The following is a 20,544-nucleotide window of genomic DNA, read 5'->3' as shown; positions in this document are numbered from 1 at the left end:
TCAAGGGTAGACCCAACTCACGCGCCCCAACAGCAGCTGAGCAGGTCAATACGGCGGGAACAAACTAGGCTGGAAGTATGAAAATTTTGGTTACCGGCGGTAGCGGGTACATAGGCTCCCATACGACACTCGCTCTTCTCGAAGCCGGACACGAGGTGGTGGTGGTCGACAACCTGATGAACTCCTCTGAGACAGCACTGGACCGGGTGAAGGAGCTCAGCGGGAAAAACCTCACCTTCCACCGGGTGGACCTGCTGGACGAGGCGGCGCTGACCGCAGTGTTTGAGGCGGAGGCAATCGACGCGGTCATCCATTTCGCCGGTCTGAAGGCCGTCGGCGAGTCGGTGGCACAACCGCTGCACTACTACCACAACAACGTGGGCGGCACCCTGAACCTGCTGCGGGTCATGGAAACACGTCAGGTGAGGACACTGGTCTTCAGCTCCTCAGCAACCGTTTACGGGGCCTCCGAAGAGGTGCCACTGATCGAGAAGATGCCCCTGGACGCCGTGAACCCTTACGGCCGCACCAAGGAACAGATCGAGGACATCCTCACCGATCTCGGCGCAGCTGACGGTCGCTGGAACATTGCGCTCCTGCGGTACTTCAACCCCGTCGGCGCCCACGAGTCGGGGCGGATCGGTGAAGACCCGACCGGCATCCCCAACAACCTCCTCCCCTTCGTCGCTCAGGTGGCGGTGGGCCGCCGCGAGAAGGTGATGGTCTTCGGGAACGACTACCCCACCCCCGACGGCACCGGCGTCCGCGACTACATCCACGTGGTGGACCTCGCCGCCGGCCACCTTGCCGCCCTCGACTATCTGCGCACCCACGCCGGCGTGCACCGCTGGAACCTGGGCACCGGCAACGGTTCCTCGGTCCTGGAAGTCCTCGCCGCCTTCTCGGCAGCTGCCGGCCACGAGATCCCGTACGAATTCGCTGACCGCCGGCCCGGCGACGCGGCGGTCAGCTACGCTGACCCATCGGCCGCCCTGGCTGACCTTGGCTGGTCTGCTCACCGGTCGCTGCAGCAGATGTGTGAGGATCACTGGCGCTGGCAGAAGCACAACCCGCAAGGGTATGCGAGCTAGGAACCGCCCGACGGTTTCCCGGCATTAACCGCGACGGCCGGTCACCTCGCAAGGTGACCGGCCGTCGTCGTTATTAGTGGGTCGACGCCAGGGCGGCGTCCGGTCCCGCTACCGCGCGGGGTAGTTGCGCTCCGGCTCGCCCGTGTAGAGCTGCCGCGGGCGACCGATCTTGGTCTGCGGGTCCTGCATCATTTCGCGCCACTGCGCAATCCAGCCCGGAAGACGGCCAATCGCGAACAGCACGGTGAACATCTTCTCGGGGAAGCCCATGGCCTTGTAGATCAGGCCCGTGTAGAAGTCCACGTTCGGGTACAGCTTCCGCTCGATGAAGTAGTCATCGGCGAGGGCCTTCTCTTCGAGCCGCATCGCGATGTCAAGCAGTTCGTCGTTGCCGCCGAGCTTGCTGAGGATGTCGTGGGCGGTGGCCTTGACGATGGTGGCGCGGGGGTCATAGTTCTTGTAGACGCGGTGTCCGAAGCCCATGAGCTTCACCCCGTCTTCCTTGTTCTTGACCTTCTCCATGAAGTCCTCGGGCTTCATACCCTTGCCCTGGATGTCGCGGAGCATGTTCAGCACAGCCTCGTTGGCTCCACCGTGCAGTGGCCCGAACAGGGCGTTGATGCCAGCCGAGACCGACGCAAACATGTTGGCGTTGGAGCTGCCGACGAGGCGGACCGTCGACGTCGAGCAGTTCTGCTCGTGGTCGGCGTGCAGGATCAGCAGCAGGTCGAGGGCCTTGACCATCATCGGATCGAGGTCGTACGGCTCGGCGGGGAGACCGAAGGAGAGCCGGAGGAAGTTCTCTACCAGGTTCATCGAGTTGTCCGGGTAGAGCATGGGCTGCCCAATGGACTTCTTGTGCGCGTACGCTGCGATCACGGGGAGCTTCGCCATCAGGCGGAAGGTGGAAAGCTCTACCTGCTCGTCGTCGAACGGGTCGAGGGAGTCCTGGTAGAAGGTCGACAGCGCCGACACGGCCGAGGACAGCACCGGCATAGGGTGCGCGTCGCGGGGGAAGCCGCCGAAGAAGCCCTTGAGCTCCTCGTGCAGCAGGGTGTGGCGACGGATCCGGTCGTCGAACGCGGCCAGCTCGGTGGGGGTGGGCAGGTTCCCGTAGATCAGCAGGTAGGAGACCTCGAGGAAGCTCGAGTGCTGCGCCAGCTGGTCGATCGGATATCCGCGGTAGCGCAGGATGCCCTGGTCGCCGTCGATGTAGGTAATCGCCGAGGTGGTGGCTGCAGTGTTCATGAAGCCGGGGTCAAAGGTGACAGCGCCGGTCTGCTTGAGCAGCTTCGACACGTCGTAACCATTGTTGCCTTCAGCGGCGTTGACCATCGGGAGGCTGAGTTTGCCTCCGTCATAGTGCAGGGACGCACCGTTTTGCTCGGTCATTGAACTCTCCTCTAGGAGTGGGGCATGGATTGGCTCTACGGCACCGACAGCACATTCAACTAAAACGCTACCTTTAGGGGCACCCCCAGCGCTAATCCGCCAGCCCGGTCCGGCTTATTGCAGGCCTACGGCGCGGCGGTGAGCCTCGCCGCCGCCGCCGCAATGCCCTGATCAGTACCGGTCAGGGCCACCCTGATGAACCCTTGGCCGGCGTCGCCGTAGAAGGTGCCGGGCCCCACGATGATACCGAGCCGGGCGAACCGTTCGACTGTGGCCCACGTGTCCTCCCCCGCGGTCGCCCACAGGTACAGGCCGGCGGCAGAGTCCTGGATTTCCAGCCCAAAATGCCGGAGCGCCGGAATCAGTTGTTCCCTGCGCAGCCGGTAGAGGTCCTTCTGGGCCTGCACATGGCCGTCGTCGCCGAGGGCGGCGCGCATGGCGGCCTGAACCGGGAAGGGCACGATCATTCCGGCGTGCTTGCGGGAGTTGACCATGTTCGCGATCAGATCCGGGTCGCCGGCGGTGAACGCCGCACGGTAACCGGCCATGTTGGATTGCTTGCTCAGCGAGTAGACGGCCAGCAGGTTGGTGTGGTCGCCGCCATTGACGCGGGGGTCGAGCACACTGGGTACTGCCTCGCCGCCACGCGCACTGTCCCAGTCGCCCCAGCCCAGCTCCGCGTAGCATTCATCCGATGCGACGACCGCTCCGAGCGCCCGCGCATCAGTGACGATCCGCTCCAGCTCGGGGGCTGACAACACGTGACCTGTCGGATTCGCTGGCGAGTTGACCCACACCAGCCGCACCCGTGCGCGGGTGTCGTCATCCAGGGTGGAGAGGTCGTCGGCTGCCACTGCTGTGGCGCCGGTCAGGAGCGCACCGATGTCGTAGGTGGGATACGCGACGGTCGGGCGAACGACGACGTCGCCCTCGCCCAGCCCGAGGAGGGTGGGAAGCCAGGCGACGAGCTCCTTGGAGCCGACGGTCGGGAGAATGTTCGCCGGGTCCAGGCCGTGGACTCCCCTGCGACGGGCGAACCAGTCGCTGATTGCCGTCCGGAGTTCGTTGGTGCCGTGGGTGGTCGGGTAGCCGGGCGCGTCAGCAGCAGCTGTCAGGGCGTCCTGGATGACGGCGGGCGTGGGATCCACCGGGGTGCCGATCGACAGGTTGACTGCACCCTCAGGGTGCTCGCCTGCCATCGCCACGTAGGGCGCCATCGCATCCCAGGGGTAATCCGGGAGGGCGATCCCGAACTGCCGGTTGCCGCCCTGGACGCTCATACGTCGTGGGTCTGGGGCGGAAGGGCAGCGATGATCGGGTGGTCCTTGCCGATGTTCCCCAGCTTCGCGGCTCCGCCCGGGGAGCCGATGTCGTCAAAGAACTCGACGTTGGCTTTGTAGTACTCGGCCCACTGGTCGGGGGTGTCATCCTCGTAGTAGATGGCTTCCACCGGGCACACCGGCTCGCAGGCGCCGCAGTCGACGCACTCATCCGGATGGATGTAGAGGGACCGTTCGCCTTCGTAGATGCAATCTACGGGGCATTCCTCGATGCAGGCCTTGTCCTTCAAATCCACGCACGGCTGTGCGATTACGTAGGTCACTTCCCACGCCTTTCCAGTTGGGGCTTTGGTTCCGTTTCCAGCTTAACGCAACGGCCGGGTGCTGCCGCATCGCCTCCACCACGCGCACTATGACCCTGCCCACTACGATGAACAGAATGGACTCCCCCGCACAGCAGCTGACGCACCTTCCCGTGGGTACCCGCGTGGTGGTGCGGTATCGCATCGACGGTGGACTGACGGACGCGCTGGGCGACCTGGTGCACGTCGACAACGTTAGCTGCACGGTCCGCACCCGCCGGCATGGCGACGTCGTCGTCAATTTGGACCTGGTGACCGCGGCGAAGCCCGTACCTCCACCGCCGCCACGCCGCCCCCGACGGTTCTAGCCCGGTAGCCGATCTGGAGCCAGTAAGGTCCCAGTGAACCCGCCCGATCCGTGGGACATACGCACCGAAATGTGACGCAGTCACCGGCGGTCAGTGATTGGAAAATGTCAATCACTGGGGCAGTCTGACGTATCATTTAAGGTATGGATACTGATGAGGACGTACAGGCGCGGGGCCGTGCGCTCAGCTCCCCCGTTAGACTGCGAATCCTCCGGTTATGCCTCCACAAGGGCAGAACCAATAAGGAAATCGCCGAAATCCTCGACCTCAACCCGGCGACCGCACTGCACCACGTGCGCACGCTGCTGGCCACCGGATTCCTCGCCGCCGAAGAGCCCCGCACCGGCAACCGCGGAGCCAAGGAAATCCCCTACCGCGCGACAGGTTTGTCGTGGCGCAGCAGGATTCCCAATGCGGCACCCGTGCTGGTGGAGACGTTCCTGCAGGAGATTGACGGTCTGAACCCGTCCGAAATTGATGTCTGGCGCCTCGGAGTGCGACTCAACGAGGACAACCGTACCGAGATGATGCGCCGGATCCGGGAAATCCTCGAAGAATACGCGGTGCGTGATTCCGACACCGATGGCACCGCAACCTCGATCATGCTGGCCCACCATCTGGACCGCAGCGCCGACTAGGCTCAGAGCTTCACAGCGCGAAGCCGGCTGGACCGCCGGGGGCGTAGCGCCCACCAGGACACCAGCGTGGCAAGGACCGTTGCGACGGCCACTCCAAAAACCCAGATACTTCCAGCGATTGCCGCGGGCAACGCCGGATCCGCTCCTGTATCGGTCAGGACCAGCGGGTAGGTCTCGACGGCGGCAAACCAGCCCACCACGAGGTAGGCCACTCCACCGACCACGGGACTCAGGTACACGTTCCGGGCGGCTACCGCGGCGAATATAGCTGTGCTCCCGACCAGGGCGACAGCAGCCAGGGCCCCCAGGGGCACCGTCACTCCTGCCAGTTCCCAACCCTGTGCATGCAGCGCGGTCCCCAGAATGGCTGCAACCACTCCGACAGCAACCGAACCCGCAAGGGAAAGCCAGAGAGAAGCAGGACGCCGCACGGGGTTCCCCCGTGGACGGTCGCCAGGGGTAGCGCCCCCCGGACGACCGACGACGACGGCGGCAGGGCGCCGCGCGTCGTCGTCAGTCAGAGCCGGAGGAGGATCCTGCAACGTCAGCGGACCCTAGACGCGGGCGCGTGAACGGGCTGCGCGCATCCGCTCGTTGGCGTCGAGGATCAGCTTGCGGATCCTGATCGACTCAGGAGTCACCTCGACACACTCGTCTTCGCGGGCGAACTCCAGCGACTCCTCAAGCGTGAGCTTGCGGGGAGGGGTGAGGTTCTCGAAGGTGTCCGAGGAAGCCGCACGCATGTTGGTGAGCTTCTTTTCCTTGGTGATGTTCACGTCCATGTCGTCCGCACGTGAGTTCTCGCCGACGATCATGCCCTGGTACACCTCGGAGGTGGGCTCCACGAAGAAGGAGCCGCGCTCCTGCAGGTTGATCATGGCGAACGGGGTGACAACTCCGGCGCGGTCAGCGATCATCGAGCCGTTGGTGCGGTATTCGATGTCGCCCGCCCAGGGCTCGTAGCCCTCGGAGTAGGAGGAAGCAATACCGGCGCCGCGCGTGTCAGTGAGGAACTTGGTGCGGAAACCGATGAGGCCGCGGGCGGGAACGATGAATTCCATCCGGACCCAGCCGGTGCCGTGGTTGGACATGTTGATCATCCGGCCCTTGCGGGTCGCAAGGATCTGGGTGACAGCACCCAGGTACTCCTCGGGGACGTCGATGGTCATGTGCTCCATCGGCTCGTGGACCTTGCCATCAACCATGCGGGTGACAACCTGGGGCTTGCCGACGGTCAGTTCGAAGCCTTCGCGGCGCATCTGCTCGACCAGGATGGCCAGCGCGAGCTCGCCACGGCCCTGGACTTCCCAGGCGTCAGGACGCTCGGTGGCGAGAACCTTCAGGGAAACGTTACCGATCAGTTCACGGTCCAGGCGATCCTTCACCTGGCGCGCGGTGACCTTGGCGCCCTTGACCCGGCCCGCGAGGGGCGAGGTGTTGATACCGATGGTGACCGAGATGGCCGGATCGTCGACGGTGATCAGCGGCAGCGGCTGAGGGTTGTCGATGTCGGTCAGGGTCTCACCGATGGTGATGTCCTCGATACCGGCGACGGCGACAATCTCGCCTGGCCCGGCGGAATCGGTGGGCACGCGATCGAGGGCACGGGTGGCCAACAGTTCGGTGATCTTGACTGACTTCATTTCACCGTTGTGACGCGCCCAGGCAACGGTCTGGCCCTTGCGCAGGGTGCCGTTGAAGATACGCAGCAGGGCGAGACGGCCGAGGAACGGCGAGGCGTCCAGGTTGGTCACGTGTGCCTGCAGCACGCCTTCAGGGTTGTACCGGGGTGCTGGGATGTGCTCGATGATGGTCTGGAACAGTGGCTCGAGGTTGTCGTTCGAGGGAACGGTGCCGTCGGCGGGCTGCTCGAGGGAGGCTGCGCCTTCACGGGCCGCGGCGTACACCACGGGAACGTTCAGGACTGAGTCCAGGTCGAGGTCCGGAACTTCGTCGGCGAGGTCGGAGGCAAGGCCCAGGAGAAGGTCCATGGATTCGCTGACCACTTCGTCGATCCGCGAGTCGGGACGGTCGGTCTTGTTGACCAGCAGCACGACGGGGAGCTTCGCGGCAAGCGCCTTACGCAGCACGAAACGGGTCTGGGGCAGTGGGCCTTCCGAGGCGTCCACGAGGAGGACGACGCCGTCAACCATCGACAGCCCACGTTCCACTTCGCCGCCGAAGTCGGCGTGGCCAGGGGTATCGATCACGTTGATGGTGATGGTCTCACCCTTGGCCGAGGGGCCGTTGTAGAACACGGTGGTGTTCTTGGCGAGGATGGTGATGCCCTTCTCGCGCTCAAGGTCGCCCGAGTCCATGACCCGGTCAGCCACGTCGCCGTGAGCTGCGAAGGAATTGGTCTGCCGGAGCATGGCATCAACCAAGGTGGTCTTTCCGTGGTCAACGTGGGCCACGATGGCAACGTTGCGGAGGTCGCTGCGAACAGCTGTGTTGCCTGTGGTTTCAGACATGCGTAATGACTCAATTCAGTAATCTTGAGGGGAATCTAGCGTTATGAGGACGGCGCCTGCTTGTACCAGTCTAAGCTCTCAGGAAAAAATGCCCTAACGCGGGGACCTTTTCGGGTCAAAATCACAGCTCTACCGCCGGTCACCGTGACGCACGACGGCGGCCCACCCCCAGGGAGCGAGCCGCCGTCGAACCGGTCGATGACCAGCAGGTGGCGCTAGGCGGCACCCGGAGGGAGCACCAGGCCAGCCCCGGGAATCGCGTCGAGCAGTGCCCGGGTGTAGGGGGTCTGCGGGTGGTCGAAGACGTCGTCAGTTGACCCCTGCTCCACCAGCTTCCCCTTCTCCATCACGCACACGTGATCAGCAATCTGCCGGACCACTGCCAGGTCGTGAGTGATGAACAGGTAGCTCAGACCGAGCTCGGCCTGCAGATCCGCAAGGAGGTTCAGGATCTGCGCCTGGACCAGGACGTCCAGCGCCGAAACTGCCTCATCACAGATCACTACCTCAGGGTCGAGGGCCAGCGCGCGTGCAATGGCCACCCGCTGCCGCTGCCCGCCGGAGAGCTCGTTGGGGAACCGGCGCATCATGGAGGCGGGCAGTGCCACCTGCTCCAGCAGGTCCCTGACCTTCTGCTCCCGGGACTTCGCGTCCCCGATCCCATGCACCCGCAAGGGCTCCTCAATGGTTCTGAAGATGTTGTACATGGGATCCAGCGACCCATACGGGTCCTGGAAGATCGGCTGCACCCGGCGCCTGAAGTCGAACATCTTCTTCCGGCTCAGGGTGGTGATATCCACCCCGTCGAAGTCGATGCTGCCTCCCGTCGCAGGTTCCAGTCCCAGCACCATCCGCGCGACGGTCGACTTGCCGGAGCCGGACTCGCCGACCACCGCCGTCGTTGTCCCGCGTGCGATGGAGAAGGAAACCCCGTCGACCGCTTTGAAGTCGGTCGACTTGCCCCAGCTGCCGCGGATCTTGAAGACCTTCGTCAGATCCTTGACCTCGATGACCTTGTCGACGGCTCCGCCGACCGCGGCGGGCTCCTCGGGTGCAAGCACCTCGGTGGTCGCCACGCCCAGCTTCTTGGCGGATTCGATCCGCCGGGAGGCCAGGGACGGCGCCGACGCAACCAGTTTCTGCGTGTAGGCGTGCCGCGGGTTGGTGAGCAGTTCCATCGCTGGACCGGCTTCCACCACCTTCCCCTTGTACATGACGATCACCTTGTGGGCCCGTTCTGCGGCCAGTCCCAGATCGTGGGTGATCAGCAGCACCGCCGTCCCGAGGTCCCTGGTCATGCTGTCCAGGTGGTCGAGGATCTGCCGCTGGACTGTTACGTCCAGGGCCGACGTCGGCTCATCGGCGATCAGCAGGCGGGGCCTGCAGGACAAGCCGATGGCGATCAGTGCGCGTTGCCGCATACCGCCCGAGAACTCGTGCGGGTACTGGTTGGCGCGTGACTCGGCGTCGGGGAGGCCAGCCTCCGCAAGCACCTGCGCCACGTCCTTCTTCCCGTGGGGCAGGCCGTTGGCCCGCAACGTTTCCTTGACCTGGAAACCAATTTTCCAGACAGGGTTCAGGTTGGACATGGGGTCCTGGGGGACCATCCCGATGGATGAACCTCGCAGTTCCACGATCCGCTTCTCGTCCGCATGGGTGATGTCCTCGCCGTCGAACAGTACCTGTCCGCCGGACACACGGCCGTTCGCCGGAAGCAGGCCGATCGCCGCGAGGGCGGTGGTGGACTTGCCCGACCCCGACTCCCCCACGATGGCGACGGTCTCGCCCGGCATGATGGTCAGCCGGGCGTTCTTGACCGCTTCCACGTCCCCCTGTGAGGTGGTGAAGGTGATCGCGAGGTCGCGCAGCTCAAGGAGCGGCTGCGCCGGGATGGGTTCTGCCCCGGTGTTTTCTGGAGTGTGTGTCATCGCTTCCGGGCCTTTGGATCGAGTGCGTCCCGCAGCGCGTCGCCCAGCATGATGAAGCTGAGCACCGTCAGTGAGAGCGCGAGGGCTGGCCAGAACAACGGCATGGGGTTGGTCCGCACCGTGGGTTCCGCCGAGAAGATGTCATTTCCCCACGACATGACGTCGGGTGGCAGGCCAATGCCCAGGAAGGACAGCGTCGATTCGGCGACGATGAACGTACCGAGGGAGATCGTGGTAATCACAATTACCGGCGCCAACGCGTTGGGGATCACGTGTTTCAGCAGGGCCGAGAACCGTGAGACACCCAGTGAGCGCGCCGCGGTGACGAAGTCGGCGTTCCTGACCGAAATCACCGACGCCCTGGTAATGCGGGCAATCTGTGGCCAGCCGAAGGTCACCAGAATGACCACCAGCGTCCACACGCTGCGGTTCTCCCGGAAGAAGGGCAGCTGCACCACGACGATGGCGCCCAGGATCAGGGGCAACGCGAAGAAGATGTCTCCCAGACGGGCGAGGATCGCATCGATCCAGCCACCGTAGAATCCGGCGATGGCGCCGATGGCGCCGCCGATCAGGAGGACACCGAGGGTGGAGAACATTCCCACCATGAGCGACGACTGGGTTCCGTAAACCACTCTGGACAGCACGTCACAGCCCTGCTGGGTGAAGCCGAGGGGATGCCCGGGAGCGGGACCGCCACCGGAGTTGGCCAGCAGGCAGTTCTCGTTGGGTGGTTCGTTGGTGAAGATCCCGGGGAACAGGGCCACAAAAATGACCGCCAGGATGAGGATGCCACTCAGGATGAACAGGGGCTGGCGGCGCAGGTTGCGCCACGCTTCGCTCCATTGGCTCCGCGGTGCATCGTCAGTGGTTGCACTGTCGGTGGCTACAACCGGGGTGTCCTCGGCGTCGGCAACGAAGTGCTCGATGGGGTACGCAGGTTGCTTGGGTGCGACCACGCGTTTGGGTGTGTTTTCCATGTCAGGCATATCGAATCCTCGGGTCAAGCCATGCGTACAGCAGATCCACCACCAGATTGGCGATGCAGAATATCAGGATCAGAACGGTGACGATTGCCACCACGACGGGGGCTTCACCGTTGAGGACGGCGCGGTACAACGTGTTGCCCACTCCGTTCACGTTGAAGATGCCCTCCGTGACGATCGCGCCACCCATCAGGGCGCCCAGGTCGGCGCCAAGGAAGGTGATGACGGGGATCATCGAGTTGCGCAGGATGTGCACCGTGACCACGCGGCGCCGTGAGAGGCCCTTGGCCGTAGCGGTTCGCACATAGTCGGCGTTCACGTTCTCGATGATGCTGGTGCGGGTCAACCTCAGCACATAGGCGAAGGAAACCAGTCCCAGCACGACGGCGGGCAGGATCAGTTCGTTGAAAGGCGCCGCGCCGCTCACTGTGGGGCTGGCCCACCCGAGCTTGACGCCGACGATGAACTGCATGAGGAACCCGAGAACGAAAATGGGAACCGCGATGACGACCAGGGAGACGACCAGGATGGTCGAGTCGAAGATCTTTCCCTTCCGCAGTCCGGCGATGAGGCCGAACAGGATACCGAAGACGGCCTCGAACACGAGGGCCATGATGGCGAGCCGCGCGGTGGTGGGGAAGACTTCGGCAATGATCGTGGCGATTTCCCGACCCGCGAAGTTGACGCCGAGGTCGAAGGTCAGAACGCCCTTGATGAAGAGGAAGTATTGCACCCAGAACGGCTGGTCCAGGTTGTACTGCTCCCGCAATGCTGCCTCGACGGCTGGGGTGCAGCCCCGCTCGCCACAGATGGCGGCGGTGGGATCACCGGGAAGGCTGAAAACCAGGAAGTAGACCAGCAGGGTGGCACCGATAAAGACGGGAATCAGTTGAAGAACGCGCCGGATGATGTACCAGGACATCAGGCAACACCCCCGGAGGAGAGCGTCCCCACGGAACGCTGTTGAAGCTTATTCATCTGTTGTGGACCTTTGGATTTGGAGCAAACTGATGGGGCCCTCCGGAGAGGACCCCATCAGTTGTTCGGTGTTACTTGGTGGTGATGGCGTTGTACAGGGGAACGCCATTCCAGCCGAACTCGACGTTGTCGACGTTCTGGCTCCAGCCGCCCTGGGCAACCTGGTACCACAGCGGGATGGAGGGGAGGTCCTCAAGGAGCATTTCCTGCGCCTTGTTCATGGCCTCGGCTCCCGCCTCGACGGAGTCCGCCGCGAGACCATCGGAGAGGGCCTGGTCAAACTCGGGGTTCTCGTACACGGAGTCATTGGATCCGGCGCCAGTGGCGTGGATGGGTCCAAGGAAGTTGTACAGGGAAGGGTAGTCTGCCTGCCAGCCGGTGCGGATGGCACCGGTCAGGGTCTTGTCGGTGGCGTTGGTGCGCAACTCGGCGAACGTGGAGAACGGCAGACCGCTCACCTCGATATCCAGGTTGTTCTTGAGCCCGTTAACGACTGCTTCCACCCAGGTGCGGTGGTCCCCGGCGTCGGCGTTGTAGGCGATGGTCAGTGGCTCGGAGTCATCGTAGGGCTCGATGGCTTCAGCCTCTTCCCACAGCTCTACCGCGCGCTCAGGGTTGAACTCGAGGTTCTCGCTGCCGGGCAGGCTGTCGTTGTAACCCTCAAGCACGGGGGCGGTGAATTCGGTGGCTGGGGTGCGGCCGTTGTTGAAGATCACCGTGGTGATCTCTTCCCGGTCGATCGCCATCGAGATTGCCTGGCGGCGCAGCTTGCCGTCCTCGCCGTCCCAGTTTTCGAGGTAGTAAGGGATGGAGATGGTCTGGTTGCCCGCGTAGGGGGATTCCAGCCAGCGGTCGTCCAGGTCATTCTTGAAGTTCTGCACGTCGGAAGTAGGCACGGTCTTCAGGACGTCGAGGTTGTCCGAGATGAGGTCCTGGTAGGCGGTGCTGCCATTCTGGTACATCTTGAACGTGACGCCAGCGTTCTGCGCGGCCTGCGGGCCGTCGTAGTCCTCGTTCGGGACGAGCGCGATCTGCTGGTTGTGCTCCCAGGCACCCTCGGCGGCGAACTTGTAGGGTCCGTTGCCGATCGGGTTCTCGCCGAAGGCTTCGAAGTCCTCGAAGGCAACCTCGGGCAGTGGGGAGAACGCGCTGTAGCCGAGGCGCAGAGGCCAATCCGACTCGGGCTGGCTCAGGGCAACCGTGAAGGTGCGCTCGTCCACCACTGTCAGGCCCGACATTTCCTCGAGCTCGGATCCTTCGGCGCTGACTTCGTCGTAGCCTTCGATGCTCTCGAAGAAGTAGCTCGACAGCTGGGCATTCTTCGCCGCTGCGCCATAGTTCCAGGCGTCGACGAAGGACTGGGCCGTGACAGGCTCCCCGTTGGTGAAGGTCTTACCCTCTGCCAGGGTGATTGTGTAGTTCTGTGCATCCTCGGTTTCGATGGACTCGGCCATCTCGTTCTGGGACACGCCATCAGCGTCGTAGCTGACCAAACCGGAGAAGATCAGGTCGACTACTGCTCCGCCGCCCACCTCGTTGGTGCTGGTAGGGATCAGTGGGTTCTGTGGCTCAACGCCGTCAACCACGATGGGCCGATCGGTGTTGGATGCAGCATCCTCGCCGCTGCCACCACATGCACTTAATGCCAGCGTCGCAGTCAATGCAACGCCAACAACCTTGGAAATACGCGCTAAACGCATTCCGCCTCCTTGTGTAATTTGGTAGACCGGATCGATGTTTCCGCCCGGATTTGAGCCAGCACGATGTTGTACATGTCCTGGCTCACAGTGGACAAGCTTAGGCCTCTGAAGTTGCCTGACGAAACCGAACGTGCGGTGGCACGCAAAAGCGGCCCGCCCCGGAGGGACGGACCGCAGGTGCTTCCTGTGCTAAATCAAGCCGCAGGATTGCCCGGAGGAGTCTAGGACTTCTTCGAGCGGGAGAGCTTCCAGCGCCGGGCGGAGTTGGTGCCGGTAGAGGCCGGGGCTTCCTCGAGATGATAGTCCTTGAGCTGATCCTGGATCTGCTGATCCATCCGATCGGACATGTTCTCGCTGACCTGATCGGTGACCTGGTCGGCGAGGGCGTTGCGGGCCTGGCGCCGCTGGGCGCGCAGGAACTGCTGGTGCTCGTCGTGGAACGCCTTCGCTGTCGCAATGCACATGAAGATCATCACCACGCTGAACGGCAGCGCCGTCAGGATCGCGGCGGTCTGGATCGAGGCCAGACCGTCATCCCCCACAAGGAGGAGTGCGATCGCCACTGATGCTGCGGCGACGGCCCAGAAGGCACGGACCCAGTTCTTCGGGTCCGGGTGTCCGCCCGTGGAGATCATACTCATCACCAGGGCACCGGAGTCAGCGGAGGTGATGAAGAAGATGGCGATCAGGATGATCGCGCCGATCAGCAGGATGGGCCCACCGGGTAGCTCGGTGAGTAGCCCGAACAGGGCGTTGTTGGTATCCACTGCTCCGTCTTCGCCCACGAGGCCGCCCTGGCCGAACAGTTCGCGGTAGAGGGCTGATCCGCCGAGGACCGAGAACCACAGGAAGGTGAGCATGGTCGGCACCAGCAGGACGCCGGCAACGAACTCGCGTACGGTGCGGCCCTTGGAGATGCGGGCAATGAAGATCCCTACGAACGGGGCCCAGGAAATCCACCAGCCCCAGTAGAAGGTGGTCCAGGCGGACTGCCAGGCTTCGCCGTCGGCTCCGGCGAAGGCCAGGGTGTCGAAGGTCAGCCCGACGACGTTCTGCAGGTAGTTACCGATCGACTGAATAAACTCCCGCAGGAGGAAGAGAGTGGGGCCAGTGAAGAGGATGAACAGCAAGAGGACGCCGGCCAGCACCAGGTTGGTGTTGGAGAGCCACTTCATACCCTTGCCGACACCGGAAATCACCGACACCAGGGTCAGCGCCGTGATGCAAAGAATCAGGCCGACCTGAGTGAACTTGGTTGCCTCGACAATGTTGGCGGTATCAAGACCAGCCGACATCTGGAGCACTCCCAGTCCGAGGGAAGTGGCTACACCGAAGAGCGTGCCGACGAGCGCGACGACGTCGATCGCGTCGCCCCATTTGCCCTTGACCTTGTCGCCCAGCAGTGGCTCAAGGGTCCAGCGGATGGAGATCGGGCGGCCGCGGCGGTGCACCGCGTAGGCAATGGCTAGCCCCACCACAACGTAGATGCTCCACGCATGCAGTCCCCAGTGGAGGAAGGTCTGGGTGAGGGCCTGCTGGGCCAGCTCAATGCCGGTGCCCTCGGTGCCGGGAGGCGGAGCAGCGAAGTGGTTCAGCGGCTCGGCGACACCCCAGAACACCAGACCGATGCCCATGCCAGCCGCGAAAAGCAGCGCAAACCAGGACATCAGTGAGAACTCGGGACGATCCTCGTCTTTACCGAGCCGGATATCCCCGAAGCGGCTCAGGCCGACCCAGAGGGAGAACACCACAAACATGGCGACGATTGCCACGTAGTACCAGCCGAACCCGCTGATGACGTTCGTCTGGATAGTGCCGAAGACCTCGGCTGCCGTAGAGGGGAATAGGAGGGCGAAGCCCACGAACACCACGATGAGCGCAGCAGCCGGATAGAACACTGACTTCGCCAGGCGCGAGGCCGGCTGCGGTTTTCCTTCCGTGGGGTGGCCGTCTGGCTCGCCGGGTGGACTATCGGTTGCCGGATTTCCGGACCTGAGGGACATTCGAGTTACTCCTCATTCATAGCGTTTTCATGGAGAATGACCATTGACACACCGCCGATTAGGCAGTAGGGCCTACTCCACACTACAGAAGTAAAGCTACTAATGCATAAGGTCCCGCTTAACACATGAACGACGGCGGTCCATTCCGGTAGGGAATGGACCGCCGTTGTCAGCGGCATTTCGAGTGGATTACTCGGCTGAGGCCAGGAGTTTCGCCCGCAGCTCGCGGCGTTCGCGTTGCTTCTCCGGGTTGGGAAGTGGCACCGCTGCCAGCAGGCGCTGGGTGTACGGATCCTGCGGCCGACGAAGGATCTGGTCCCGGGTGCCCTGCTCCACAATCTTGCCGCGCCGCATCACGCAGATGCGGTCGGACATCAGGTCGACGACGGCGAGGTCGTGGGTGACGAACAGGCAGGCAAAACCAAGTTCCTGCTGCAGGTTCTTCAGCAGCTCCAGCACGGTGGCCTGCACCGAGACGTCGAGCGCCGACGTCGGCTCATCAGCGACCAGCAGCTTGGGCTTCAGGGACAGCGCCCGTGCAATACCTACGCGCTGCTTCTGGCCGCCGGACAGCTCATGGGGGTACCGGTTGCGGTAGGCACGCGGCAGTTCCACCTGGTCGAGGAGGGTCTCGATCCGCTTCTGCAGGTCAGCACCCTTCGCTACCTTCGCGAGGAACATGGGCTCCCCGATGCTCTCACCCAGGGGCAAGCGGGGGTTCAGCGAGGAGGAAGGGTCCTGGAAGACCATCCCCACGTTGCGGCGCAACTCGAAGAGTTCCTTGCGGCTGGCGTTGGAGATCTCCTTGCCCGTGACGGTCAGGGAACCTTCCGCAACGGGCAGGAGGCCCACCGCGGCACGGCCGATCGTGGTCTTTCCGGACCCCGACTCCCCCACCAGACCGAGGATCTCTCCCGGGTAAATGGCGAGGTTCGCCCCTTCCACTGCGCGGAATGCAGGGACCCGGCCCTGTTTGGGGTACTCGATCGCTACGTCAGTGAGCTTGAGGACTGCTGCTCCCCGCGAGGTGTCAGCAGCGCGTTCCGCCTCGTCGAGCTTGGCCTGATTGTCGCGCTCGCGGCGCATGAGCTCGTCGTGGTCCACCGCGCGCAACTCGGCGTGGGTGGCGGCGGCCAGCGCAGCGGTCACGTCGACTTCCTCGGTGCCATCTCCGCCCTGCCCGAGGTGGGGCACCGCCGCGAGGAGTTTGCGGGTGTACTCGTGCTGCGGGTTGTGGAAGATCTGCTCTGCGGTGCCCGCCTCGACGATCCTGCCTTTGCTCATCACCACAATGTGGTCGGAGAGGTCGGCAACGACCCCCATGTCATGGGTGATCAGCACAATGGCGCTGTTGAGCTTGCTGCGCAGGTTGCGCATCAGATCGAGGATCTCCGCCTGGACCGTTACGTCGAGAGCCGTGGTGGGCTCATCAGCGATCAGCAGTTTCGGGTCGCACGAGAGCGACTGGGCAATCATGGCGCGCTGCCGCTGCCCACCGGACAGCTGGTGCGGGTAGGACCTGAAGGCCTTGTCCGGATCCGGCAGTTCAACCATGTCCAGCAGCTTCAGGGCACGCTCTTTCGCCTCTTCGGGTGAAATCTCGTTGTGCAACCGGATGGTCTCGACGATCTGGAAACCGATCGTGTAGACCGGGTTCATGGCCGTCATCGGCTCCTGGAAGATCACTGCGACGTCGCGGCCGCGGATCTGGCGAAGTTTGCTCCCCGTCAGGCCGAGGATTTCCTTGCCATTGAGCTTGACGCTGCCGGAGGTACGGCTGTTCTCGGGCAGCAGCCCCAGCAGGGACATCGAGCTGGCGCTCTTGCCGGAACCCGATTCACCGACGATTGCCAATACCTCACCGGCCCTGACCTCGTAGTTGAGGTCAATGGCAGCGGGCACCCAGACCTTGTCCACACCGTAGTCAACGCTGAGGCCCTTAACCTCCAGCACCGGCACGTCGCTGCGTGGGGTCTGCCCTGAGTCCGAGTTGATGATGACGCCGTCGGTCATGATTCTGCTTTCCTTCCGCCCGTGGCCTGCCACATTCTGGTGATTAGTGGCCTGGCCCGGAATCCTGAAACTATATGGGTATGAGTAGCCCGAGTGATGTCGCCAGCCCCGTTGTGTTCAAACCCCGGTTCGGCAAGTGGTTTGCGTCCCTGACCTGGGTGCTGGCGGGGATTGGCATTGTGCTGTCCGTTGTCAGCGACGGCGTCGAGGGCCTGGTGTCCGCGTGGCCCCTGCTCGCCCTGGCCTACTTCGGCTGGTTGCTGTTCTGGTATCCGTCGGTAGTCGTCGCCGACGATGCGGTCACGCTCAATAACCCGCTGAGATCCATCTCGGTGCCGTGGGCGGCGCTCATCCATGTCGACACAAAGTTCGCCCTGACCCTGGTCACTCCCCGTGGCAGCCATACCGCGTGGGCGGCGCCAGCGCCCGGTGTCTGGGGTACCCACCGGGGCAAGCCCGAGCACGTTCAGGGACTCCCCGAATCCACTTACGGTCCGGCCCAATCGATTCGGCCGGGAGACCTGAAGAACACGGATTCGGGAGCGGCAGCCTTCCTGGTGCGCACCCATTGGGCGACGCTGGTCGACGGCGGCCTGGTTGACGCCGACGCCACTGACACAACAGTTGCCACGTCCCGCTTCCACTGGATTGCGATCGGGTGCGCTATTGCGCTGATCGCCGCCAATGTGATCGCTTTCTCCCTGGTGTAACCGGTGGGTACGGCGCAATTGTGCCGCTGCCGCACCCACCGGGTGAACCCTGCGTCCGGGCACCTTAGGCCTCGGGACGGCTGGGATCGGAAATGTCGCCTGAGTGCACTGCCTTCTTGGCATTGAACTTCTTCTGCCGGGGATCGAACGCATCGCGAAGTCCATCACCGATGAAGTTGATCGACAGGCAGATCAGGATGATAAAGAGACCCGGCCACCAGAACAGCCAGGGGCGGGTGTTGAACGCCTGCTGGTTGTCGCTGATCAGGCTGCCCAGCGAGATGTCAGGAGCCCGTACGCCGAGGCCCAGGAAGGACAGCGCGGATTCAAGCAGGATAGCCGAAGCCATCACCAGCGTGGTGTTGACGATGATGACTCCGACCGCATTGGGCAGGATGTGCTTGAAGATGATGCGCGTATCGGACGCACCGGCGATCCGGGCCGCGTCGACGAATTCGCGCTCCCTTAGGGAGAGGAATTCGCCGCGGACCAGTCGAGCAAGGCCGGTCCAGATGATGAGTCCCACGAAGACGCCCAGCAGAATCACTCCAGCGCTGCCGCCCATAATGGTCCGCAGGAACGTACCGTTCCCGGTGAGGTTGTTGCCCACGCTGCCCAGGACGGCGGCCAGGATGATCAGCGGGATAACGATGATGACGTCAGTGAAGCGCATCAGCACGGATTCGACCCAGCCGCGGAAGTAGCCGGAGACTCCACCGATGATGACCCCGAGGATGCCTCCAAGGATCCCGATGATAAACATGATGATCAGGGACAACTGGGTACCCCGCATGGTCATCGCGAACAGGTCGCGACCGACGCGGTCCTGTCCGAAGGGGTGATCGCCGAAGTCGAACGGCAGGACCCAGGTGGGCGCGCCGTTGGGGGTAGCCAACGGCAGTGTCTGAACGTAGTTCCACTTCCACCAGCCCGGAATTCCTGCGTACCCGATCGAGGTGAAGGCCATGAGGACCACGAAGACAAAGACGACCATACTGACGACGGCTGCGGAGTTGCCGAAGAACCGTTTCCGGACAATCTGACCCTGACTCAGGCCGATCGAGTCGTCCTTCGCCGGGGTCCGCTTTTTCTTGTTCTCTGCTCTCGTGCTCATGCTTTTACCCTCACTCGTGGGTCAAGTACCGAGTAGACCAGGTCTGCAACGAGGTTGAAGACGAGGGCCAGGATGCCGGTAATCAGGAAGACTCCCATGATGGGATTCGGATCAACGCGCCCTAGAGCACCAATAAAGAGTTGGCCCATACCGCTGAAGGCAAAGACTTGCTCGGTGATGATGGCGCCGCCAATCAGGCCGCCGATATCGAACGCTACAAGGGTGGCCAGCGGGATGAGTGCGTTGCGGAAGGCGTGCCGCATGACCACTGTGCGCTCCCCCAGGCCCTTGGCCCGGGCGGTGCGGATGTAGTCCTGATTCATAATTTCCAGCATTGAGGCGCGGGAGTAGCGGCTGTAGCCAGCCAGGGAGATCAGCATGAGGGCGATGGTCGGAAGCAGCAGGTGGGTGAACGTGTCGATACCCATGATCCAGAAGTCGCCGTCAAGGTTGGGAGTAGACGAACCGAGGGTGGCGATTGGCCTGCCACGGATCCGGTTGTTGTCCGAGTACAGCGGCCAGGACTGCATGAAGCGGTCGAGCAGGATAGTGAATCCCATGAGGAACGCTGTCAGCCCGGCTGCGTTCATGCTCTGACGCCGGTCATAGCCGCCCATGAAGTAGCCGACTGCCACACCGACCAGCACAGTAACGATGGCCAGAATGACGATCATCAGTGGGGTGGCCAGATCCAGGAGCGGCTGGACTGCAAAGTAGGCGATGAGGCCTATTCCGACGGTGATCAGCGCCGAGTACAGGGCCTTGCGGTTCTTGAGCCCTGCGGTCAGGAGGGTAATGCCGTAGGCGATACCGACGCCGGCAATGGCAATCACCACTGGGCCGAAGCCTGGGGAGCTGAACCACTGGGTGATGTCAAGGAAGAAGAGGATGGCAGCTGCGAACGCGAACCCGGCGGCGGCTGCGATCAGCCGCTTCTTCAGGGTTCCACGTGCCACCAGATACCAGATGAACGCACTCACCAAGCTGGTAATGACGATGGCGGTGAGGGAAATATTGGGATCGGCAAGGAACGTATTGAAACCGATGGCCCCGTATTCCTTCAGCAGGACCGCCACCCAGAAGATAGGGAGGGAGAAGAAGAGGAAGGCCATGAAGGTCACGCCGTAGTCCAGGCCACTGTACTGCCGGAGGGCGGTGATGATGCCCAGCGAGATACCGATGAGGATCGCCAGTACGGTGGCGCCGGTGACCAGGAGGATGGTCTGGCCCATCGCCCGTGCGAGCAATTGGGTTACTTCAATACCGGCGATGCTGCTGCCGAGGTCACAGGTCGCGGCGAAGGGGATGAGGCAACTCGCTGCGCCACCCAGCCATTCGAAGTACCGGATAGGGGCGGGGACGTCCAGACTCAGGAGGTCTGTCCGCAGCTGGATGAGTGTGTCCCGGTTGGGGACGTTACTCTCGCGCAGGTCGGCCAACGGATCGCCTGATGCTGCGGTCAGCATGTAAACGATGAAGGATGCGCCCAGCAGGATGAGCACGGCGGCAACTAAGCGCCGGACGATGTAGGTCACCATAGTGTTTATAACCTCAATGTTAAGGTTCCGGG

General features: G+C 63.2%; 17 protein-coding genes. 4 read left to right on the top strand and 13 right to left on the bottom strand.

All coding sequences use genetic code 11. From position 1 onward, the window contains the following. The first annotated feature begins 77 nt into the window (after positions 1 to 77). Positions 78 to 1,091: a UDP-glucose 4-epimerase GalE gene (galE, locus tag HMI57_RS00980; RefSeq protein WP_171584035.1), complete on the top strand. Its 1,014-nt coding sequence runs from the start codon at positions 78 to 80 to the stop codon at positions 1,089 to 1,091. Between the two features lie 108 nt (positions 1,092 to 1,199). Here galE and HMI57_RS00975 read toward each other — a convergent pair whose 3' ends face one another. The 3 genes from HMI57_RS00975 to fdxA form a co-directional block, all read right to left on the bottom strand. Next, positions 1,200 to 2,483 carry a citrate synthase gene (locus HMI57_RS00975; RefSeq protein ID WP_171584034.1) on the bottom strand — a complete coding sequence of 428 codons (1,284 nt, stop codon included), beginning with the start codon at positions 2,481 to 2,483 and terminating at the stop codon, positions 1,200 to 1,202. Between the two features lie 125 nt (positions 2,484 to 2,608). Next, complete coding sequence (gene dapC / locus HMI57_RS00970) at positions 2,609 to 3,763, bottom strand: succinyldiaminopimelate transaminase (RefSeq protein WP_171584033.1); 1,155 nt, start codon at positions 3,761 to 3,763, stop codon at positions 2,609 to 2,611. Further along, the gene (gene fdxA / locus HMI57_RS00965) at positions 3,760 to 4,086 is read right to left on the bottom strand and encodes a ferredoxin (RefSeq protein WP_171584032.1); all 327 of its coding nucleotides are present in this window, start codon (positions 4,084 to 4,086) and stop codon (positions 3,760 to 3,762) included. The genes dapC and fdxA overlap by 4 nt, the downstream gene beginning before the upstream one ends. Before the next feature lie 116 nt (positions 4,087 to 4,202). On the opposite strand from fdxA, the gene HMI57_RS00960 reads away from it, so the two are divergent. Both HMI57_RS00960 and HMI57_RS00955 read left to right on the top strand, forming a co-directional pair. After that, complete coding sequence (locus HMI57_RS00960) at positions 4,203 to 4,433, top strand: hypothetical protein (RefSeq protein ID WP_216607031.1); 231 nt, start codon at positions 4,203 to 4,205, stop codon at positions 4,431 to 4,433. 143 nt (positions 4,434 to 4,576) lie between these two features. Next, positions 4,577 to 5,071, top strand: a complete 495-nt coding sequence (locus tag HMI57_RS00955) for a winged helix-turn-helix domain-containing protein (RefSeq protein WP_171584030.1) — start codon at positions 4,577 to 4,579, stop codon at positions 5,069 to 5,071. 2 nt (positions 5,072 to 5,073) lie between these two features. Here the strand turns inward: HMI57_RS00955 and HMI57_RS00950 are convergent, their stop codons facing one another. The 8 genes from HMI57_RS00950 to HMI57_RS00915 form a co-directional block, all read right to left on the bottom strand. Further along, a complete protein-coding gene (locus HMI57_RS00950) occupies positions 5,074 to 5,448 on the bottom strand; it encodes a hypothetical protein (protein ID WP_171584029.1) in 375 nt (124 codons plus the stop codon). A 177-nt stretch (positions 5,449 to 5,625) separates the two neighbouring features. Continuing rightward, the gene (gene typA, locus HMI57_RS00945) at positions 5,626 to 7,542 is read right to left on the bottom strand and encodes a translational GTPase TypA (RefSeq protein WP_171584028.1); all 1,917 of its coding nucleotides are present in this window, start codon (positions 7,540 to 7,542) and stop codon (positions 5,626 to 5,628) included. A gap of 215 nt (positions 7,543 to 7,757) precedes the next feature. Further along, positions 7,758 to 9,470, bottom strand: coding sequence for an ABC transporter ATP-binding protein (locus tag HMI57_RS00940; RefSeq protein WP_171584027.1), 1,713 nt, complete (start codon positions 9,468 to 9,470; stop codon positions 7,758 to 7,760). Continuing rightward, positions 9,467 to 10,450: an ABC transporter permease gene (locus HMI57_RS00935; protein ID WP_171584310.1), complete on the bottom strand. Its 984-nt coding sequence runs from the start codon at positions 10,448 to 10,450 to the stop codon at positions 9,467 to 9,469. Before HMI57_RS00935 ends, HMI57_RS00940 begins: the two co-directional genes overlap by 4 nt. Before the next feature lies 1 nt (position 10,451). Further along, positions 10,452 to 11,378 (bottom strand): ABC transporter permease, encoded by a 927-nt coding sequence (locus tag HMI57_RS00930; protein ID WP_171584026.1) that lies wholly within the window; start codon positions 11,376 to 11,378, stop codon positions 10,452 to 10,454. A gap of 127 nt (positions 11,379 to 11,505) precedes the next feature. After that, complete coding sequence (locus HMI57_RS00925) at positions 11,506 to 13,134, bottom strand: ABC transporter substrate-binding protein (protein WP_171584025.1); 1,629 nt, start codon at positions 13,132 to 13,134, stop codon at positions 11,506 to 11,508. A 221-nt stretch (positions 13,135 to 13,355) separates the two neighbouring features. Then, positions 13,356 to 15,137 carry a BCCT family transporter gene (locus tag HMI57_RS00920; protein WP_171584024.1) on the bottom strand — a complete coding sequence of 594 codons (1,782 nt, stop codon included), beginning with the start codon at positions 15,135 to 15,137 and terminating at the stop codon, positions 13,356 to 13,358. A 189-nt stretch (positions 15,138 to 15,326) separates the two neighbouring features. Further along, positions 15,327 to 17,150: an ABC transporter ATP-binding protein gene (locus tag HMI57_RS00915; RefSeq protein WP_171584023.1), complete on the bottom strand. Its 1,824-nt coding sequence runs from the start codon at positions 17,148 to 17,150 to the stop codon at positions 15,327 to 15,329. An 80-nt stretch (positions 17,151 to 17,230) separates the two neighbouring features. Between HMI57_RS00915 and HMI57_RS00910 the strand changes: the two genes are divergently transcribed. Continuing rightward, positions 17,231 to 17,860, top strand: a complete 630-nt coding sequence (locus HMI57_RS00910; RefSeq protein WP_171584022.1) for a PH domain-containing protein — start codon at positions 17,231 to 17,233, stop codon at positions 17,858 to 17,860. 64 nt (positions 17,861 to 17,924) lie between these two features. On the opposite strand, the gene HMI57_RS00905 is transcribed toward HMI57_RS00910, so the two are convergent. Continuing rightward, complete coding sequence (locus tag HMI57_RS00905) at positions 17,925 to 18,974, bottom strand: ABC transporter permease (protein ID WP_171584021.1); 1,050 nt, start codon at positions 18,972 to 18,974, stop codon at positions 17,925 to 17,927. Further along, on the bottom strand, positions 18,971 to 20,512 hold the full coding sequence (locus HMI57_RS00900) for an ABC transporter permease (RefSeq protein ID WP_171584020.1): 1,542 nt from the start codon (positions 20,510 to 20,512) through the stop codon (positions 18,971 to 18,973). The genes HMI57_RS00905 and HMI57_RS00900 overlap by 4 nt, the downstream gene beginning before the upstream one ends. Between the last annotated feature and the right edge of the window lie 32 nt (positions 20,513 to 20,544).

The organism is Arthrobacter sp. 260 (assembly GCF_013116745.1).
Classification (GTDB): Bacteria; Actinomycetota; Actinomycetes; order Actinomycetales; family Micrococcaceae; genus Arthrobacter_D.
The sequence above is the reverse complement of the archived record's forward strand: the minus strand, read 5'-3'. Positions and strand labels throughout refer to the sequence as shown.

Coding starts and splice junctions, on each gene's coding strand:
- galE (WP_171584035.1), top strand. CDS start 78: ATGAAAATTTTGGTTACCGGCGGTAGCGGGTACATAGGCTCCCATACG.
- HMI57_RS00975 (WP_171584034.1), bottom strand. CDS start 2,483: ATGACCGAGCAAAACGGTGCGTCCCTGCACTATGACGGAGGCAAACTC.
- dapC (WP_171584033.1), bottom strand. CDS start 3,763: ATGAGCGTCCAGGGCGGCAACCGGCAGTTCGGGATCGCCCTCCCGGAT.
- HMI57_RS00960 (WP_216607031.1), top strand. CDS start 4,203: ATGGACTCCCCCGCACAGCAGCTGACGCACCTTCCCGTGGGTACCCGC.
- HMI57_RS00955 (WP_171584030.1), top strand. CDS start 4,577: ATGGATACTGATGAGGACGTACAGGCGCGGGGCCGTGCGCTCAGCTCC.
- typA (WP_171584028.1), bottom strand. CDS start 7,542: ATGTCTGAAACCACAGGCAACACAGCTGTTCGCAGCGACCTCCGCAAC.
- HMI57_RS00940 (WP_171584027.1), bottom strand. CDS start 9,470: ATGACACACACTCCAGAAAACACCGGGGCAGAACCCATCCCGGCGCAG.
- HMI57_RS00935 (WP_171584310.1), bottom strand. CDS start 10,450: ATGGAAAACACACCCAAACGCGTGGTCGCACCCAAGCAACCTGCGTAC.
- HMI57_RS00930 (WP_171584026.1), bottom strand. CDS start 11,378: ATGTCCTGGTACATCATCCGGCGCGTTCTTCAACTGATTCCCGTCTTT.
- HMI57_RS00925 (WP_171584025.1), bottom strand. CDS start 13,134: ATGCGTTTAGCGCGTATTTCCAAGGTTGTTGGCGTTGCATTGACTGCG.
- HMI57_RS00920 (WP_171584024.1), bottom strand. CDS start 15,137: ATGTCCCTCAGGTCCGGAAATCCGGCAACCGATAGTCCACCCGGCGAG.
- HMI57_RS00915 (WP_171584023.1), bottom strand. CDS start 17,150: ATGACCGACGGCGTCATCATCAACTCGGACTCAGGGCAGACCCCACGC.
- HMI57_RS00910 (WP_171584022.1), top strand. CDS start 17,231: ATGAGTAGCCCGAGTGATGTCGCCAGCCCCGTTGTGTTCAAACCCCGG.
- HMI57_RS00905 (WP_171584021.1), bottom strand. CDS start 18,974: ATGAGCACGAGAGCAGAGAACAAGAAAAAGCGGACCCCGGCGAAGGAC.
- HMI57_RS00900 (WP_171584020.1), bottom strand. CDS start 20,512: ATGGTGACCTACATCGTCCGGCGCTTAGTTGCCGCCGTGCTCATCCTG.